General features: G+C 37.5%; 16 protein-coding genes, 2 pseudogenes and 2 riboswitches. Of the genes and pseudogenes, 7 read left to right on the top strand and 11 right to left on the bottom strand.

The features are described 5' to 3' along the window. Positions 1-834: 834 nt before the first annotated feature. Both AC08OG_RS05570 and AC08OG_RS05565 read right to left on the bottom strand, forming a co-directional pair. On the bottom strand, positions 835-1035 hold the full coding sequence (locus AC08OG_RS05570) for a hypothetical protein (RefSeq protein ID WP_482930253.1): 201 nt from the start codon (positions 1033-1035) through the stop codon (positions 835-837). A gap of 32 nt (positions 1036-1067) precedes the next feature. Beyond that, on the bottom strand, positions 1068-2021 hold the full coding sequence (locus AC08OG_RS05565; protein ID WP_482930252.1) for a glycosyltransferase: 954 nt from the start codon (positions 2019-2021) through the stop codon (positions 1068-1070). 533 nt (positions 2022-2554) lie between these two features. Here AC08OG_RS05565 and AC08OG_RS05560 point away from each other — a divergent pair. The 7 genes and pseudogenes from AC08OG_RS05560 to AC08OG_RS05530 all read left to right on the top strand — a co-directional run. After that, on the top strand, positions 2555-3262 hold the full coding sequence (locus tag AC08OG_RS05560; protein WP_482930251.1) for a polysaccharide pyruvyl transferase family protein: 708 nt from the start codon (positions 2555-2557) through the stop codon (positions 3260-3262). Positions 3263-3284: 22 nt separating this feature from the next. Then, a complete protein-coding gene (locus AC08OG_RS05555; RefSeq protein ID WP_482930250.1) occupies positions 3285-3764 on the top strand; it encodes a glycosyltransferase family 2 protein in 480 nt (159 codons plus the stop codon). A gap of 462 nt (positions 3765-4226) precedes the next feature. Continuing rightward, positions 4227-5555 (top strand): oligosaccharide flippase family protein, encoded by a 1329-nt coding sequence (locus AC08OG_RS05550; protein ID WP_482930249.1) that lies wholly within the window; start codon positions 4227-4229, stop codon positions 5553-5555. A 34-nt stretch (positions 5556-5589) separates the two neighbouring features. Continuing rightward, on the top strand, positions 5590-6495 hold the full coding sequence (locus tag AC08OG_RS05545; protein ID WP_482930248.1) for a capsular polysaccharide synthesis protein: 906 nt from the start codon (positions 5590-5592) through the stop codon (positions 6493-6495). A 224-nt stretch (positions 6496-6719) separates the two neighbouring features. Next, a pseudogene (locus tag AC08OG_RS05540) lies at positions 6720-6914 on the top strand (IS3 family transposase); the annotation flags it as partial. A 71-nt stretch (positions 6915-6985) separates the two neighbouring features. Continuing rightward, positions 6986-8070 (top strand): IS3 family transposase gene (locus AC08OG_RS05535; protein WP_482929752.1). Its coding sequence is split into 2 segments (ribosomal slippage): positions 6986-7247 and positions 7247-8070, totalling 1086 coding nucleotides; the frame shifts between segments, so codons are not numbered across the junction. Between the two features lie 39 nt (positions 8071-8109). After that, a pseudogene (locus AC08OG_RS05530) lies at positions 8110-8505 on the top strand (integrase core domain-containing protein); the annotation flags it as partial. Positions 8506-8677: 172 nt separating this feature from the next. On the opposite strand, the gene AC08OG_RS05525 reads toward AC08OG_RS05530, so the two are convergent. The 9 genes from AC08OG_RS05525 to AC08OG_RS05485 form a co-directional block, all read right to left on the bottom strand. Further along, positions 8678-10561, bottom strand: a complete 1884-nt coding sequence (locus AC08OG_RS05525) for a right-handed parallel beta-helix repeat-containing protein (RefSeq protein WP_482930247.1) — start codon at positions 10559-10561, stop codon at positions 8678-8680. Positions 10562-10944: 383 nt separating this feature from the next. After that, positions 10945-11766, bottom strand: a complete 822-nt coding sequence (locus AC08OG_RS05520; RefSeq protein WP_482930246.1) for an ExeA family protein — start codon at positions 11764-11766, stop codon at positions 10945-10947. A gap of 72 nt (positions 11767-11838) precedes the next feature. After that, positions 11839-12675, bottom strand: a complete 837-nt coding sequence (locus tag AC08OG_RS05515; RefSeq protein ID WP_482930245.1) for a polysaccharide biosynthesis tyrosine autokinase — start codon at positions 12673-12675, stop codon at positions 11839-11841. Positions 12676-12709: 34 nt separating this feature from the next. Continuing rightward, positions 12710-14473, bottom strand: a complete 1764-nt coding sequence (locus AC08OG_RS05510) for a GumC family protein (RefSeq protein WP_482930244.1) — start codon at positions 14471-14473, stop codon at positions 12710-12712. A gap of 15 nt (positions 14474-14488) precedes the next feature. After that, positions 14489-15673 carry a hypothetical protein gene (locus AC08OG_RS05505; RefSeq protein ID WP_482930243.1) on the bottom strand — a complete coding sequence of 395 codons (1185 nt, stop codon included), beginning with the start codon at positions 15671-15673 and terminating at the stop codon, positions 14489-14491. A gap of 38 nt (positions 15674-15711) precedes the next feature. After that, positions 15712-16263 carry a polysaccharide biosynthesis/export family protein gene (locus AC08OG_RS05500; protein ID WP_482930242.1) on the bottom strand — a complete coding sequence of 184 codons (552 nt, stop codon included), beginning with the start codon at positions 16261-16263 and terminating at the stop codon, positions 15712-15714. A gap of 122 nt (positions 16264-16385) precedes the next feature. After that, entirely contained in the window at positions 16386-16889 is a 504-nt protein-coding gene (locus tag AC08OG_RS05495; protein WP_482930241.1) for a hypothetical protein, read from the bottom strand. A gap of 42 nt (positions 16890-16931) precedes the next feature. Next, positions 16932-17010, bottom strand: a riboswitch (cyclic di-GMP riboswitch). Between the two features lie 155 nt (positions 17011-17165). Further along, a complete protein-coding gene (locus AC08OG_RS05490; protein ID WP_482930240.1) occupies positions 17166-17684 on the bottom strand; it encodes a VPLPA-CTERM sorting domain-containing protein in 519 nt (172 codons plus the stop codon). 29 nt (positions 17685-17713) lie between these two features. Further along, a riboswitch (cyclic di-GMP riboswitch) is annotated at positions 17714-17795 on the bottom strand. A gap of 210 nt (positions 17796-18005) precedes the next feature. Next, positions 18006-18530, bottom strand: coding sequence for a hypothetical protein (locus AC08OG_RS05485; RefSeq protein ID WP_482930239.1), 525 nt, complete (start codon positions 18528-18530; stop codon positions 18006-18008). Positions 18531-18549: the final 19 nt, after the last annotated feature.

The following is an 18549-nucleotide window of genomic DNA, read 5'->3' as shown; positions in this document are numbered from 1 at the left end:
TATTTCCCTACTCCTCAACTCAACTTCACTGAAAAGCAATTATTCCAAAAGTTTTTATTTGATCACTTTATCAAACAATTCATAATCGGTCTCACTATTCTATTTCATATCTCTAATGATTGTGTGGAAATGGGTAGTACTGTATGTAATGATAGATTTTTGTCGCTTTAACCGGTGTAACTTTATGAATAGGAATAAGCATTTTATTTAAAATTCCAAGTTTCAACCTTAACTTTGTTTTTGCGTAGTACTTCATGCATGGCAGGTTCATCATTGTGAAATCCAAAATAATAGTTTTGCGACTACACCTCATGCCAAAGTTGGAAAAACGCTCTTATGGCTGGACTATCTTTAACAAAGTGACGGCAGAATTAAAGTATCCTCCTAGCAAATTAAATTCCTCTTTTCAAAATTTCTTTTTCATAATCCAAAAAAAAATAAAATCTTGAGTAAAGGTCATCATTCACCATAGAAATATCTGCTCTATTATTAAAATTACAAATCAATTTGAAACAGGGATTGGATCAATATCTATATAAAGATAGTTGCTTTCGATAAAAATTTTTAATTCAGTATTGATTACTCTACTAATAAATGCTTTGTTCGACTAGTTAACAGTTTAAGATAAGAAAGCTAACAACAATATCCAAAATTGATTTTCGGTAACAAGTCAGTTCAACATGCCTATCTTTATCCATAACAATTTCTATGGAAATGTTGGGCGAGAATATACACTCACAATAGATTGAAAATAAAGCTAATCTACAAATGGTCAGTATCATCTCTTACCAGGCACATATATAACTTTTCGTCTGAAGCCAATTCGCCATATAATTAAGAATATAAACTATCTATTAATTCATAAGAATTTAATGAATGCATCTCAAGACGCGATTTTCCATCATTAAATAACCATTCATCAATCATGTTTCCCCATTTAAATTTGAGCTCTAGAGCATGCCATTCTGCTGTAGTAGCAATGCAAGTACGCTCGTATAAATTAAAATCAGAAACTAATTTTTGTAATTGATACACTAAGTCCTCAGGTTCTTTTTGCCTAAAAAATACTACTCCCCCTTCGTTCCTACTCTGCCAACAAACATTGGATGATCAGAAACTATGACAGGTGTATGGACCATCAAGCTCTCCATGATCGTCATTGGAAGACCCTCTGGATACTCATGTCGGCTTGGAACAACAACAATATCTGCAGCATTCATATATTCAAGTACATTTTGATGATCTATTGAACCCAGGAAATTAATGTTGGATTCAATATTTAACTTACGACCCAAAACTTTAAAATAATCTATATTCCCATTACCAGCAATATCAAGTTGCACTTGTTTATCTGTATTACGCAATAACTTTACAGCACGTATTAACTCTTCTAACCCTTTTTCAACTTTCAATTGTCCAGCAAAGAAAAGCATTAACTTTTTGCTTGAAATATCCTCAGGTATAGATTTTTGCCAATTACTGGGAGAATCATTATGCGGCCAATCATATGGAACGATATTTTTGGCAGGTACGCCCAGTTTCATTAAAGATTTTGAAGGGTTGATTTGATGATTGCCAATATAGGAGATATGCTTGTTTTTTAATTCGTATGAAAGCAAAAATTTAAGTATTTGGCCTCGAAATGCTCCAAAAGACTCAAAGGAATCAGCAAAAACTGGAAAGGTCTTAAATTTCCCCCGTCTTAAAAAACGTAATATCTTAGGATCTGGTATACGAAGGATAACTCTATCCGGCATAAACTTTGAGATATCTGAAAATAAACGTTTGTAAACGTTTCGACCTCCATAATTTGAAGCTTTCAAATTAGGTTCGAGTAATGTAATATCAGATTCTGAGCCATGTAAAACTAAAACTAATACATTGTTCCCATCTCTTACTTGTTTAACTACATATTCAACCGAATATGTTTGCCCATAATAATTTTCTTTGCCATTTTCAACTATAAGTCGATTGTATGCTTCATGAAAATCGCCTGCATATTGGATATATAATATTTTCAAAATTTGGCTACCAAAATCAATTTAACATTAGAACTCCCTGTTAAGGAGGAGGCTGAACATTACCTCTATGTCATTAAGATGATGCTCTATCACAATGACCTTATCATCAACAGGCTTTCAGTGTAATCGTTTTGCTTATTGGGGCTCAATATGTATGTACAAATTTAGATTTTATATTTCATAAAGCATAATGTTGCATTGAACAATACCTAAGGGAAGCTAATTGATATTACTGAACTTCAATAATAGGAACGATAATTTCGGCGATCAATTGATTTCGTATTTACTTTACACGGAATTACAGAAAAGCGGTCCAGTTTTTTATATCAGCACTAAGCCAGAAATAGTTGCGCCTCCCCCTTACGATTACGTAAAGCTCTCGCTTTAATAGCTTTCACTCGTCTCAAAGGTAAGAAAGTCTTGTTAATTGATCCACCATGCGCCCGAGTCCATGTAGAAAACTTACCCAAACCTGATTTCAAAAAAAGCTAGTCGAATTTATTTTAAATTCGTTAATTACTGAAAGGCATGTATTGAGTATATCTATCGATGCTAGAGTAGATCCATATCAATTCAATATCTATAAAAGCATAGGTGTGAGGGACAATTCAAGTCTTACTTTTATAAATAAATATCACGCAAAAGCCTTCTTTACACCAGATATGGCTTGCCTGCTTCCCATCAAAAAACCTTCTTTTAAGGGACGTAAAACAATAGTAAGTTTTAGAGAAAACACGCCGGATAACAATTATTCTTCTGACTATTCCCTAGAAATAGTAAAAAAATTGCCATTAATACTAGATTTGCTAGAGACAGAATCAGAAGTCTATTTTTATTCACAAGTTGAAGAAGACGATGAATTTAACCTTAAACTTTCATCCAAAATAATCAATAAACCAATTATTCAAATAATTAATAAACAACAAAAAGAAAACTATTACCAAGAACTCTTTAATGATTGTCAATATGTCATCAGTAATCGACTTCATGTAATACTTCCTGCAATGATTAATGGCATCCTTACTATCCCATTATTATCCCGCTCTCATAAAAAAATTATTGATCTACTGACTTCTTATGGTCTCGATAAAACTATTGTATATATTGATTCCAAAAAAGACATCGAAAATAGCATCTTTAATATACTAGCAAACAAAGATGATATCCTTTTTGCGCAGTATGAAAAGCTTCAACAGCTAAACTTTGAGTTAAAAACTTATATTAGTCAGTTTGCTACATGAAATTATTAATAGAGAAATATGTATGACAAATTTACCTTTAGTTAGTATTGTAATCCCATGTTTTAATCGGAAAACTGAAATAAAAGATGCTATTGATAGCGCCTTAGCTCAAACCTATTCAAATATCGAAATTATTGTAGTTGATGATGGTTCTACAGATAACTCGATTCAGGTAATAAAAGAATATGGGGAAAAAGTAAAACTGATTGCACAAACTAACAAAGGGGTCAGTGCAGCAAGAAATACAGGTTTTGCATCAGCTCAAGGAGAATTCATTGTTTTTTTAGATTCAGATGATTGGCTTTCCACCGATATTATTGAACAACATATTTATACAGCTAAGAAATGGCCTAATGTTGATATATATTGTGCTAATTCGACCTCAGTTGATGAGGATGGCCAATTAACTTCTGTCAAAGAGTGTAATTGGCCAGATTGTCCTGATACGCCATTAAAATTATTCTTATTGTATCCACCGCCTTTTCCTGCTTGTGAAATGTAGCGATCTATTACGATAAGGAAGTTTAACGGTTACGACGAAGACATGCGAGGTTTTGCTGATTCAGGTTTACGGCTGAAAATAATTTTATCTGGGGGAAAGGTAGTTCGGACTAGTGGTGGATATGCGGTTTATCGACCAGTAGCCAACTCTATTACAAAAAACCCTTTAAAGTTGCATTATTATGCAGTTAAACTAGTTAATAAACTCAAAAGAAGCCCCCATATTAAAAATGACAAAAATATTAGATTTCTACTGAAGGAAAGGCTTTTGAAACATCGCTTAAGATGGTGGAAGACCATTCTCAGCTATCATATTAAATGGCACCCGAAATCTTTGGCTAAGTTCATTTATTATTTATTCAAACTGCTAAAGATCGATCCAGGTTAAATTTTATTTATTCTTAGAGATAAACCATGGAAGATGAAAAGTAAAGAGTTTTTTTAATTCATTCAAAGAGAAATCGTGCACTTTATAACAAAACATTTTTCAGGAGAGCGTCTTAAAGCTAGAGCTTTAAGAGGCTCATCAATAACGTTTGCAACATATGGCTTTGAACAACTTTTAAGACTTGCTTCTAACATTGTTTTAACTAGACTTTTATTTCCAGAAGCATTCGGTATTATGGCATTAGCGACAGTTGTACTTGTTGGTTTATCTATGTTAAGTGATATCGGTGTTGGTCAATCAATCGTACAAAATCCAAAAGGTACCACCCCAACATTTAGGAATACGGCATGGGTAACTCAGATTGGCCGAGGTTTTATTCTTTGGCTTTTTGCTTGCGCTATCGCTTACCCGATGTCTCTAATGTACCAAGAACCGATACTTTTCCCATTAATTTCGGTTTTAGGAATTACATTAGCAATTAAAGGCTTTGCGTCAACATCTATTGCGATAGGTAATCGAGAAATTAAAATTTTTCGATTGTCTATAGTTAATACTGGCACACAAGTAGTTAACATTATATTGACTATTATTTTTGCTTACTATTACAAATCAGTTTGGGCTCTAGCGTGGGGTAGTTTGATATCTAGTGCTATTGGAGTTTATGTAGGACATATATATTTAAATAAAGGATATAAGCATCGATTCGAGATCGATAAAGAGGCCTTTATGGACATCATTAACTTTGGTAAATGGATATTTGTAAGCAGTTTAGTAGGATTTCTAGCTAATCAAATTGATAAAGTAATTGTTGGCAAAATGTTATCGATGTCAGAGCTTGGCATCTATACAATTGCCATTACACTTGCACAAGTACCAAAAACAATACTTTTCTCTTTAAATAGGATGATACTATTTCCTATATATTCAATTATCCAAAATGAACCAACAAATGAAATACGAAATAAGATTTTTAAAACAAAAATTATGATCGTTCTATCATTGTTGCCAATGATACTAATATTAGCTTTTTTTGGGCAGTATATTATTAGTATTCTTTATGATGAAAGATACTTAGAGGCAGGGTGGATGTTACAAATTCTTGCGCTAGGTACAGCAGTTCAAATTGCAACTAATGTTGGCCCATTTTATCTAGGGTTTAATAAACCAAGACTATTTGCTTATACAACAAGTATTAAAGCAATATTATTAATATTGAGTATGATAATTGGTGGCTTATACTGGGACGCGATAGGAATTATTACAGGAATTTCAGTTTCTGCTCTTCTTTTTTATATTTTTGAAATTTACTATATTAAGAAATTTAATTTATGGTTTTGGAAGCTGGATTTTTTTCTACTATTTATAATTCTTATAGCAACTTCCATCATATTCGATTGGCTATAAAGCACTTGTTAAATAAATATTTACTGGAAACAAAATGACATTTACTCAAGCTATAAAGAATAAGGCCAAGAGCACAATTAAATTCAATAATTGGTTTTTTAATTTTTTCATCAAAAATCCACAGTTTGAATTGTATGCAAAAAAACTTGGTTTAAAAAATAAACATTTTTTTAAAATAGTACTTGATGACCGTAATAAGGGGATAGATACTCACTTAGATAAATACAGCTTTAACGAAATCCCGAAGAAAGTTTGGATTTATTGGGAACAAGGTGAAGATAATGCGCCTATTATCGTTAAAAACTGTATTGAGAGCTGGATAAAACATAATCCTGATTGGGAGATAACAATAATTGACTCTGAATCACTCTCTCAATTCTTAGAAATGCCCAGCCTGCCTGAATGTTTGCCTGTAAGGTACTATGCGAATCTTTTAAGACTTAAACTTTTAAATAAATACGGTGGGGTATGGGCTGATGCAACGACGTACTGCCATCGACCGTTAAATGATTGGTTGCCTCTTCTTGCTTATTCAGGGCTTTTTATGTTTCGAAATCCTGGTCCCGATAGACTTATTGAAAATTGGTTTATCGCTTCAACGCCAGAAAACTTATTAATAAAGGCTTGGGAAAATGCACTTTCAACTTATTACAACAAACAAACTAAAGTGCATCCCACCTACTTTTTAGCATTCTATTTATTTCAATGGATACTGGAAAAAAATTCTTTATTAAAATCCGAATTTGATAAAGCATCAGGGTTGAATGCAGGTCCTACATTTATTATGAAATCTGTTATGAATAGTCGAACGAACATAGATCAATTTTTAAAACATATAAAAATAGGATTACCAGTAAGTAAATTAGATTGGAGAACAGAGCTTACAGACGAACAAGTTAATAATTTTTTTGTGCTTATTGAAGATAAATTGAAATTTTAATTATTTTTTTAAAATTAAAATTAGTAATACTACCTTTTTAAAACTGACCTTTCCCCCAAATTTAAGACCATGACATTGATGAGATTTCCAATAAACTATAGGAGTTGGAGATCTCAAAATGAAAAAACGTTACAGCGAAGAACAAATCATCAAAGCCATTGTCAAAATTAGATTGCTGAATTACCCTCTTAGGGGGTCAAAATTGGATTGCCGTTGACATGGTGAATAAAAAGCATACCTACCGACTGTATACCGAAGAAGGGCTGCAGGTTCGTACCAAGAAACGTAAGAAATTAACCCGACCAAAGCAACCACTCGAAATACCGTCAGCACCAAATCAACGGTGGTCAATGGATTTTGTCTCTGATCAACTAAGTAATGGTCGGCGGTTTCGCGTTCTTAATGTAGTAGATGATTATGTAATCCCCCCAATAAATAATTGAGTTCAAAAGTAGAATTTTCTCGTAAACTAAAGCGCAGGAGATTCTGCATGAAGACATCAAAATTTACAGATAGCCAGATCATGGCGATCCTCAAACAAAACGAAGCAGGGATAAGTGTTCAAGATCTTTGTCGAGAGCACAGCATCAGTAGTGCCACCTTTTACAAATGGCGAGCGAAGTATGGCGGCATGGACACCGCAATGATAAAGCGCCTCAAAGAGCTTGAAGATGAAAATCGCCGTTTGAAGAAAATGTATGCTGAGGAATGCTTGAAATCGCAGATCCGCCAGGAGGCACTTGAGGGAAAGTGGTAAAGCCATCTCTGCGTAAAGAGATGGCGCAGCAGGTCGTCGCCAAACTCGGCCTTAGTATTCGCCTTGCCTGTGAGATCTTCGGGATCAGTGAAACCTGTTATCGCCACCAAGCCAAGCTATCCAACGAAAATGCCGTTATTGCTGATTGGCTATTACGTTTAACCACTGCTAATAAACGCTGGGGCTTTGGTTTGTGTTTCGATCATTTACGTAATGTTAAAAAATTTAGCTGGAACCATAAACGTGTTTATCGCTTATACCGTGAGTTAGAACTGAACTTACGCATTAAGCCCCGGCGGCGGATTAAACGGGATAAACCTGATGCACTGAGCGTTCCGACTGGCATGAACCAGGTATGGTCGATGGATTTTATGTCTGACGCACTGGATAACGGTCGTAAGTTTCGTACATTCAACGTCATTGATGACTATAACCGCGAAGGCTTGTGTATTGATGTGGACTTTTCTATGCCGAGCCAGCGAGTTATTCGGTCATTAGAACAGGTCATGGAGTGGCGTGGTAAGCCTGCTGCAATACGATGTGATAATGGTCCGGAAAACATCAGTCAGGTGCTGATTGATTGGGCAAATAACCAGAAGATCACCCTGATGTATATCCAGCCGGGTAAGCCAACACAGAATGCTTACGTCGAACGCTTTAACCGAACCGTACGTCACGAATGGCTTGAATTACATTTATTTGAGTCTGTTGAACAGGCACAGCTGCTCGCCACACAATGGCTTTGGACATACAATAATGAACGGCCAAACTCAGCAATTGGTCGCGTACCGCCAAGGTATTTGCTGAGTCCAGCTTAACCCTCTACTTTTAATTGCGGTTATTAATGGGGGGATTACAATTATTCACGGGAAATGGTGGGTCAGCTTGTCTCAGTTTCAATCAGTGGCAGACAAGTCGCCAGGTTCCTTGGCCAACTGACTGAGCAACGGGATAAACCTGCCAAAATCGTCTGTGATAATGGCACTGAATTCACTAGTAAAGCGATGTTTTTCTGGAGTAAAGAAAGTGGCATCCGTTTAGGGTTCATACAGCCTGGCAAGCCGACACAGAATGCGTTTGTAGAAAGTCTTAATGGCAAATTCAGGAATGAATGTCTTAACCAACACTGGTTTAGAACACTGGACGAAGCCAAATATGAAATTGATTTATGGCGGGAGCATTACAACCACGTCCGACCGCATAGCTCATTGAATTACATGCCACCAGTTGAATACGCAAAACATGCAGCATAAAGTAACCAAATCTCATCAAAGGAATGGTACTAATTCAGGGGAAAGGTCACTGTCTGTCAGTTTTAGCGGAGTCTACTACAAATTAAACCTAAATTTTTTACGAAAAAAAACCGCGATGGCTTTAACATCGCGGTTTTTGTGTTTTATTGACAATAAAGTAATGCTTTTGTGTCTATCGCATTAAACATCTTGATCCGCTATAAGCACGACACTGAGTTATTTCGATGTTTGAATGATCTATCCTTGAGGCTTCTTGGACATCTTTTAAACTAATTGAATTATCATCTACTATCGCTCTTGTATATGTGGGTGCTGCATTCACTTCAGATTGAGAAGAATTAGTATCAGTTACCAAAGGCGTTGATTCAGTCAATTGTCTATGGGTGGGCAAAGAAAAAGCTGCTATGCTCTCGGAAACATCCTCAGCGTTGTTCAGAGTATCACTAACAGGATTACTTTCAGAAGAACTACTCGTGCCCAAACTAGCAAGGCGACCACCTTTTGTCGGTGCCTCTTCTTTGCTCTCAATACTTTCTACAAGCGGCTGAGTCGCTTCTGAAGCGGTAATCGAGCGTGTATAAGTTAATGGGTTTTGGTTTTCTAAAATTGGCTCATCTACCTTCGAAATGGTTTCTGATAAGACTGGTTCTTGAGAACGATTAGGTAGTTGAACAATTTCACTTTGGTCAATTTCAGGTGAGTTTGTTGTTAACTCAGGACTATCAATCTGCTCAACAACAGGTTGTATAATAAATTCATCATCAATAGATACACCACTATGTAATTTACACACATTATTTGTAATGTCCGTATCTATATTTGCTTCAATTCTTTTAAAGCATGTTGTTCTAGTTGATGTTGGTAATGTAATAGTATTTCCTGTAACGGTTGCACGGTGCTCTCCACCTATAGCAATACCGACAGCAGTTTCGTGATTAACTATTATTTTGTTGTTTCTTATAACTACATTTCTTGACTTCGTTGTATTTTCTTCCCGAACAGGAACTTTAATTCCTGCACCTACAACTGTACCTTCATCAATGATTTCATTACCTTCTATTAAAACACCATCACACGATGCACAACCAATTGCATGACTACCTACATTAATCAATTTATTGTTTCTAATCGTGATATTTTTGAAAGATTCATCCCATGCATATCCTGGATCGATACTTATTCCCCAACAGTTACCAGCAACTGCGCCTACATCTTCTTTAATTATATTATTTTCAATTAATACATCTTCAAGAAGTCCGTGCCCAACGAGTGAGACCCCTTGGCATTTACCATCAACGAAAGCTGATCTATAAAGTGTATTATTTCGTATTGTTATTCCTCTTGCAGGCTCACCACTTTTAGCAAGATAGATATTATGATCTAAATTTGGTGAAGCACCATTAGATTCGAAATTATTATTTTCAATTAAACAATCATTACATGCACCAAGCATCCCCTGTTTTTTATTTTTAATAATAATCGAATCACGTAATACAATTCTATCGTTAGCTTTATTAGATCCAGGTAAAGGTTTGTTTGATCCAGCCATATAAAAACCTACATTAAAACCTTCAAGATGAACATTTTTAACTGTTAAATCGTCAACGTCATTGTAAAGTCGAATCCCTGCATGGCTATAACTATCTGAGATAAGTATTATATTTTCTACGATATATCCACCATCAGCTCTAGCATCACCACTATTTTCAAAATTTATACCATCAACTTTATTTGGAACAATTAATGGCCTACTCTTACTTGTATTGCCATAAGCACCAATTTTACAAGGAGACTCTACTGAACAATTTTTATTGTAAAGTCTTGATTGTTGTGTAGCTAAAAACTTGCCACCCCTACAAAAGAGTAACTCGCCACCTGCCTCTAATTGGTTAAAGTAGGCTATAGCTTTGTCATAGGATTTAAATGGTTTGGATTCGCTACGGCCATCAAACTTGTCGTTCCCATTGGAATCACAGACATAGAAGTTCTCAGCTTGAGAAATAGTACTGAATGTGCTGATTAAAAATATTGAAAAAAGAAGAATTATTTTTTTCATGATCATCGCCCCCCTTTATGAATATAGATGATACGTGTTGAATGATATGTACATACTACACAAATAAAGGTGACCAAATTCACACATTCCCAATTAGTTGATTTTTGAACAAGAACTTGTGACCTCGCAAGCAAAAATTCTTGCTTTCACCTGATATTAAGAAACGAATTTGTCCTTTGGTAAGCCCCAAAAAAAACCCGACCTTTCAGTCGGGCCAAAAAGCCTCTGGGGGCAGAGGCTTTTTAAAGGATTTAGATATTTCGATGTCTTCATCTCCTATATTGTGGAGATGGATAGATATTAATAACTTAGTAAGTACTAAATCGTGATACTTATCACAAAAAGAAACAATTTCGGTTATCAGTGAAAAATTCCCGATTAAATTAAACTATCTGAATATTATGCTGCTCCAATAACCAGCTTTTAACACGTTTTACATCAGGGTTTTCTGAAGCCTTGGTTTCCACAATACGAGAGGACTTTTTGTCCCGCATCATATCCTGTATTAATGCGACATCAATTTCCTTTTTATCATCGGCAAAGGCATAAACCAAAGCAAAATCACAGAGGTTATTAATACGTCTGGGGATTCCTTCGCTATAACAATAAATCACAGCGCAGGCTTCATTACTGAAAATTTTGTGTTTAGCACCAGCTACTTCCAAACGGTATTCAATGTAGTTCTGTGTTTCAGGATAGCTAAGCGCTTTAAGATGGAACTCTACCCCAATCCGCTGAGCAAATTGCACGAGTTCTGGTCGGTTCAGTTTTTCGATTAATTCAGGCTGACCGGTTAACACTAGCTGTAGGAAAATATCCGAGTCGATATTTACATTGGATAACAGCCGTAATTCTTCTAGTGCCTGAACTGACAGGTTTTGCGCTTCATCGACAATTAATACTACCCTCCTACCCTGGGCATGCTGTTCAACAACAAAATTAATGTAATCACGATAGCGACCCGCGTTATCTGTCGCACTGGACTCTATTTCAAGCGAATCCAGTACCCATACCATCAGCTCACCAAATGATTCATGGGTGTTATTGATAAGACCAATCACACAATCATCATCAATTTTCCCAAGCAAAGCCCGTATAAGCGTTGTTTTACCCGCACCGATTTCTCCTGTCACCACTGTAAACCCAGCATGACTCATCAAACCATATTCCAACATGGTGAGCGCTTTTTTATGGTTTGGGCTCATGTAGAGAAACTGAGGGTCGGGTACCAGGTTAAAGGGCTTATGCGTAAGACCAAAATGTTCTGTATACATAGATTAATAGTGTTGATGTTCGGGAGGACTGGCGGATTTATTTACCACCGTACCAAGCAAGTGTGAACCTTCAAGCATCTGTAAAGATTTAGTGATATTAGATTCAGTATTTTTACCATCTTCGAGTACAAGCAATGTACTGTCAAAGTAGCTTGCTGCAAGCGACACATCATCGGTTTGCAAAACTGGCGGCACATCGAAAATAATGACCCGGGAATCATATTGGGATTTAATATCAGCCACCAGACTGGCCATTTTGGGGCTGGAAAGCAGTTCAGCAGAATCTTCTGCTCTACCGACGCCCGGTAATATGACCAATCGTTTGATACCCGGATTGATTAAAACCTCAGAAAGTTTTAAGTCACCCGACAGATAATCTTTGAGGCCTACCTGTGCATTGAGACCAAAATAATTACTGATACTCGGGTTACGCAAGTCCATATCTACCAGCAAAACGGTTTGATTGAGCTCCATGGCTATTGCCATAGCTAGATTGGCTGCCACAACTGATTTGCCCTCCCCGGCTGTTGGAGAGGTAACGGCCAGCGTTTGCCAGCGATTACTACGCATTTGTTTCAGTACCTGTGTACGTAACATTCTGAACACGGCTGATTGCGGATTATTGTAGAAACCGGCAATGATTCGTTTACGTTCAAGCTGATGATTTGGAACGTTCACCACTTTTGTCTGGGAATACGATATCGACTCAATGGGTGCTGTTAATGGATCTTCGTGTTGTGAAGCCCTATCATCAGATTTGGTTGGTTCTACTCTGATTGGCTCAGGTTTCTGAGCATGCCGCAGCTTGGCTTTTTCAAGCGCTTTCTGAATTCTATCCATAATTAAACTACCGTATTAATTGTTGATACTGCTGTTACAGCAAGCTAAGCTTATTCAGTACTTTGAACCATAATACTTCCAGGTTCATTACATAAAAATGGAATATTATGACTGCACATAGTCCGAGGATAATTCCTAAAACGATCAGACTGTAGATGATTCGTCTCTTACGGCGTTTTTGTTGATCGGTTTTAATAAGTGGAATAACAACAATTGGCGGTTTCCCAACAATTCGTGAAATTTGTGTATAACCACGTACACCACCAAATAACATTTCAACAAGAATGGCCAGCCCTACTCCGGCACCAACCGAACCTACAAATCCCATCGCTATGAGTTTCTGACGATTTGGCTTTTCAGCGGTATTGGAAACTTGGGGCGGCTCGATCAGGGTAAAGTTCTCGCCCTTGTTCTCTGTTTCGAGTGTTTGTGCCAGTTCTGCTTCTAATTGCTTGGCTCGTAGTTCTTGATATTTAGCCAGTTTATTTTCACGGTCACGGGTCAGATCCTGATAAGCGCGTTGCACCTGATTGGTCTGGTAAACACGGTTTTCATATTCCGCCAGTTTCTCACGTAAGTCTGTCTGCCTTTCTCGTAAACGGCCAATCTCTCTTTCTGTTGCATCGATTTTGGCGCTGACTTCTATATATACTGGGTTAGTTGAACCACTAGCGGTTTGTGCTTCAGCATTGGTATCATCTTCAGGCAGATCCGACAATCGTTGTTCCAGACGGGTAATTTCTGCTTCTGCTGATTTTACATCAGGGTGCTCTGCAGCATAACGCTGTTTAAGTGTTTGCAAATTACTTCTTGCAGAACTCAATTGCATTTCAACTTCTTCACGAGGAGATGCATTGACACCTAATTCTGCCTCAAGTGCATCTATTTCCCGTTTTACGCGTTGTAAGTCAGGATGATTAGCCGAATATTTACTTTGCATCGAACGGTATTGAGCACGCAGCTCTTGTAAAGCGGCCATCAGTGCGGAGGGTTGACCTGCAGCATTACCGGTTGTACCCGTGGCTTGCTTGGGAATCATCGAAAGTTGTAATCCCATTGTGGTCATTTGATCGCTTTGCACCATGATTTGGTTTTGTATTGACGAAATTTCTTCCTGTATGTTCTGAACCGTGGTCAGGTTGTAATCAAGCATATCGGGAAGGCTATCACTGTATTGATCACGAAATTCTGCAATTTCTTTCTCTGTTTGCTGAATTTCTTTCTGCATTCTGTCACCTTCCAGTTTCAAAAACTGGGTGGTGTCCTCGGCACGATCGGTTCTGGCTTTAGCATTCTCATTTAGGAACTCGGTAACCAGCTCATTGGCTACCTGTTGTGCCTTTTGTGGTGACTGATCCATAAACGATACTGTAAAGGCAATGCTAGCTCTTTTAGCCCGGCCACTGGCGGGGTCGGTGACATTTGCCTGAATAATATCCACGCTGACATTGTTTTTAAATAACTCTACAATCGGCGCAGTAATGGGAGAGCTTTTTCTTTGCTCTGGATAAAGATTATGTTTTTCAACAATCTGCATAATCCGATTGGTAGTAAGAAGTCGTTGTTTGATAACTTCAATACGCTGATCTGCATAACTGGTTACGGTGGTGCGTATCAAATCTTGTGGAATTTCCTGAGATTCAATGAGAATTAGACCTTCAGATTTAAAGCTTTCTGGAAGTGAGTATGTGAATACTACTGTGCCAATCATCAGAATTATTGCTGGAATTACAATCCAGTATTTACGTCTCCACAGGATATCCAAATAATCCCGTAGGCTTTTGACTTCTTCTTCCATTATGTACTCTTAAAGTTATCGCGAAAAACGCAAGCCATCCCAATCGTAGTTTACCGTGAGGAAAACCATATTACTGTCGACTTTGTCACCAGTTGTATTAAAGCCACCAAAACTGGTGCCTTTTTGTTGGCGATACTGATACCCCATCTTCAGGGCAAGGTTTCTCTGGAGTTGCCAGTTGAGCGATGGCGAGAAAGTAAGATATTCTCTCTCTGTGTTACTTAGCTCATCAACAGACTGCGTTTCCTGGTAGGTGGTGTTAACAGATAACGACAACGTTTCTGCAATATTTCTGATCCAAGTAAAGGATAGCCGGTCAGTTTCATTGACCACCCCTTCACCAGAAGGATTAAGTGAACGAGACAACGAAGATGTTAACGTATTCAGTTCGCCAAGATAATTAGCAGTAAAATTAAATAATGATCCCGCACTACGGTCAGTTTGGCTTGGCCCACCAAAAAGTGATTGTGTTTCACTATCTGTTGTACGATACCCCACCTGTCCTGAAAACGACCAGCGTTCACTCATCATGTAAGTACTAGTGACACTAAAATTGTAACTGTCATATTCTGATTCAATAAACTCTGATTCAGATTCATACTGTGAATATGTCAGTGCCAGGCCGCCAGTCAAACGTTCTGACAAATTTCTGCGCCATCCACCTGTGAATGACATAGTTTCAGTATCACTGAAGCGGCTTGTATCGTACGTACTTTCATTATAACTAAAACTGGTATAGGCAAAATCACGTTCAGTAAATTGATATTGATAACTTGGTGCCAATGATTTTGATGTTACCGTTGCATTAGACGCAAAATCACCGGTATCTTCATCAGCGATTGCACGTTGTGCTCTTTCAGAATAGCCAGCATTCAATCCGTAATTGCTTCGTTCTGTATTGTAGCTGCCAGCTATATTTGCAAAAGGATCTTGCCGATCCAGCTCTGACAAGCTGGCAAAACGTTCTAACCGATAGCCAACATCCATACTGATAGACGCATTTTCAACGGCTCTTGATAGTAACAATGTGGGTGTAAGCTTGGTAACAAAACTACCTTCTTCCTCTTCACGCAACTCAACATTATCATCGTAATTAAATGTTGGAGAAAAGTCGGCCCCAATAATGTATTCGGCCGCTTTGGCAACATTGACTTGGAACAAGGTTAAAGCCAAAATCGTTGTGATAACGTTTATTTTCATGCTGGCTCCATTATGGTGTCGATAATTATTATTCCTCATTATGGAATAATAATGACATCACCGCTTTCAAGCAGCACGTTAGACTCAAGTGATTTGCCTTGTTTAATGTTTGCGTAATAGACAGGTATGATTTGCTGTTTCATTCCATCTCTACGCAAAATGATAATGTCATTTTCTTTTGCATAGGTTGTCAGCCCACCTGCCAAACTTAAAGCCTGCATTGCGTCAAGCGGTTGGCTCATACCGAATGATCCTGGAGTGAGCACTTTACCAAGGATATGAATAGTATTACCTGAAACCTGATTGACCGTAACGTTAACGACTGGGTCCGAGATATATTCCGAAAGTTTTTCTTTAAGCTCAGTTTCTACATCAACGACGGTTTTATCTTTCGCGTTTATTTGGCCAGCTAAGGGAAACGAAATAGTGCCATCGGGAAGAATAACGACTTCTTTCTGCAAAGCATCTTCATTCCACACTGAAATGCTTAACATGTCACCTGCATTAAGCGTATAGGGTTCTGAAGCATGAACAACTGTTCCAATCGAAAGTGCCGCTAATAGCAACACTGTATTTACCAATTTATTCATTATTCTTCTCCATGTTTATAAATTACATTCGCTTCGGATGATAACACGTTATTTAAGCATAAAAAAAGGGAGCATTTCTGCTCCCTTATTTTAACTGGATATTATTGTTGAATTAATCAGTTTTACGCTTTTGATTTAGCACGTAAACGCAGTCCCAATAGGCCGAATAAGGCAGGTGCGAAGAGAAAAAGCGCTGCTGGAATAGGCACAGCCGATACTGAAACATCATATTTCAGCTCATCAGAAGAAGCACTAAAGATATCCAAACCATAGTTTATACCAGTCATAAGCGTGGCGGTAAATGAGTAATCTGAGATGAGATTAAACTGATCAATAACAGCACCACCCATCTCAAATAACGATACGGTAGCTGAACTTAGATTTGCTTCTGGATTAAATGACCATACAATTTTAACGGGTGTATTTTGATCTGTAGATAGATCAAAAAATGATGACCAGTTGGTGTTTGGCTCATCTACCGTTCCGTGACCTAATACAACATCGTTGTTATTTAAGCTAACTTCTTGCGTAGCACCTGATGATCCGGCGGTGGTCAAATTTAAGGTTGCTGCATTTGCACTAATTGAGAAAAATAACGTCATAAAGAAAAGCATCGCTTTTTTCATAAGTCGCTCCTTTAAGGGGTTTGATTTATAGATTAAGTTAAGCAATGCAACCCGGCGATCTTACAGGGTAAGACCCGTGGCTTTCCGCCCCCGCCTCACAACAGGTTTGGCTATTGATAGGAAAGAAGAAATCCTTTCCATTGTGAAAACTTCCCAGCTTTTTAAGGAAGTTAATTTAACCGTAACGTTTTTTATTCAGTTTGTACAGAGTCTTTTCTGACAAAAAATATATAAAAAAGGGAGCTTCAAGCTCCCTTTTTATTTCTCCTAACCGTTTCAGCCTGCAGTCATCTTGGCTCTACGACGCAATCCAATCAATCCTAATAAGGCGGGAGCGAATAAAAATAATGCGGCTGGTACAGGCACTTCTGATAATGAGGTAACTGACACATCATATTTTAATGCATGTGATGTAGCATCTAAAATATCCAAACCGTAAGTTTTACCTGCTGACAATATGGCCGAAAAAGTAAAATCGCCCGTTATATCGTACGTTTCTGTAAAACTACCATCTAATGCAAAAATTGCTACAGTAGCAGAAACCAGATTTCTCACTGGGTTAAATGACCATTCAACATCAACCGCAGTATTTGTATCTGCTGTGACGTTAAACATTGAACTCCAATTTGATTTGGAGCTTTCAACAACACCACCACCTAAAACAACATTGTTATTATTTAAGGTGACTTGCTGTTGGGAGGCCCCATTTGAGCCCTCAGCTGTTAAATTAAGAGTTGCTGAGTTTGCACCAGCAGAGAATAAAAAGGCTATACATAATAGCATCGCTTTTTTCATAGCAATTTCCTTCTAAGTGAAAAAATAAGCAATGCAGCCCGGCCATCTTTAGTCAATTAAAGATCCGTAGCTTTCCGACCCTGCCTCATGACAAGTTTGGCTTTATATTGAAGATAGAAACAGAATTGTTTCTATAATTGAGACTTTCTTAGATTCGTGAAAGTTCAGTTACAGACTAACAGTTTTTGTGGATTTTTCAAATCAGGTAGGTAAATCGCAGATGCAAAACTTTAGAGTCTTTTGATGATATTGAGCCCCACAAAGAAAAGGGAGCCGAAGCCCCCTTTCCTTGAACCAACAATATTGTTAACTCATTTGTTACTATGCAGCAGCTGTTTTCAGTGCTTTACGACGTAAACCGAAGAAGCCCATCAATGCTGGAGCAAATAACCATAATGCAGCTGGAACTGGTACTGCAGAAATTGACAGGTCGTATTTCAGTACATCTGATGTGGCATTAAAAATATCAACACCAAAGAATGAACCCGCTGTCAAAATAGCAGTAAAGATAAAATCACCAGTGATGTTAAAAATAGTTGGCGCACCAACATAACCACCACCAGGGCCAGTCAACAGACCAAAGGCCAATTGAGCATTATTCAAGCTGTTTGTTGGGTTAAATGACCATTCAACTTTTACTGGTGTATCAACATCAGTAGAAACATCAAACAATGATTCCCAAACTCCTGAATTAGCAACAGTACCACCAGCAAGAACTGTACTGTTGTTATTCAGATCAATACTTTGAGTAGCACCTGAAGAACCAACTGTTGATAAAGTCAGTGTAGCGGCATTAGCACCAACTGAGAACAATAAAGCTATACATAATAGCATCGCATTTTTCATAGTAATTTCCTTTATATTG

It is taken from the genome of Methylophaga sp. F7 (assembly GCF_056863975.1).
The sequence above is the reverse complement of the archived record's forward strand: the minus strand, read 5'-3'. Positions and strand labels throughout refer to the sequence as shown.

Bases quoted from the DNA above. Each gene is read 5' to 3' on its own strand.
- AC08OG_RS05505 (WP_482930243.1), bottom strand. From the start codon at position 15,673: ATGAAAATAAACGTTATCACAACGATTTTGGCTTTAACCTTGTTCCAA.
- AC08OG_RS05520 (WP_482930246.1), bottom strand. From the start codon at position 11,766: ATGAGCCCAAACCATAAAAAAGCGCTCACCATGTTGGAATATGGTTTG.
- AC08OG_RS05485 (WP_482930239.1), bottom strand. From the start codon at position 18,530: ATGAAAAATGCGATGCTATTATGTATAGCTTTATTGTTCTCAGTTGGT.
- AC08OG_RS05510 (WP_482930244.1), bottom strand. From the start codon at position 14,473: ATGGAAGAAGAAGTCAAAAGCCTACGGGATTATTTGGATATCCTGTGG.
- AC08OG_RS05545 (WP_482930248.1), top strand. From the start codon at position 5,590: ATGACATTTACTCAAGCTATAAAGAATAAGGCCAAGAGCACAATTAAA.
- AC08OG_RS05515 (WP_482930245.1), bottom strand. From the start codon at position 12,675: ATGGATAGAATTCAGAAAGCGCTTGAAAAAGCCAAGCTGCGGCATGCT.
- AC08OG_RS05525 (WP_482930247.1), bottom strand. From the start codon at position 10,561: ATGAAAAAAATAATTCTTCTTTTTTCAATATTTTTAATCAGCACATTC.
- AC08OG_RS05490 (WP_482930240.1), bottom strand. From the start codon at position 17,684: ATGAAAAAAGCGATGCTATTATGTATAGCCTTTTTATTCTCTGCTGGT.
- AC08OG_RS05495 (WP_482930241.1), bottom strand. From the start codon at position 16,889: ATGAAAAAAGCGATGCTTTTCTTTATGACGTTATTTTTCTCAATTAGT.
- AC08OG_RS05500 (WP_482930242.1), bottom strand. From the start codon at position 16,263: ATGAATAAATTGGTAAATACAGTGTTGCTATTAGCGGCACTTTCGATT.
- AC08OG_RS05555 (WP_482930250.1), top strand. From the start codon at position 3,285: ATGACAAATTTACCTTTAGTTAGTATTGTAATCCCATGTTTTAATCGG.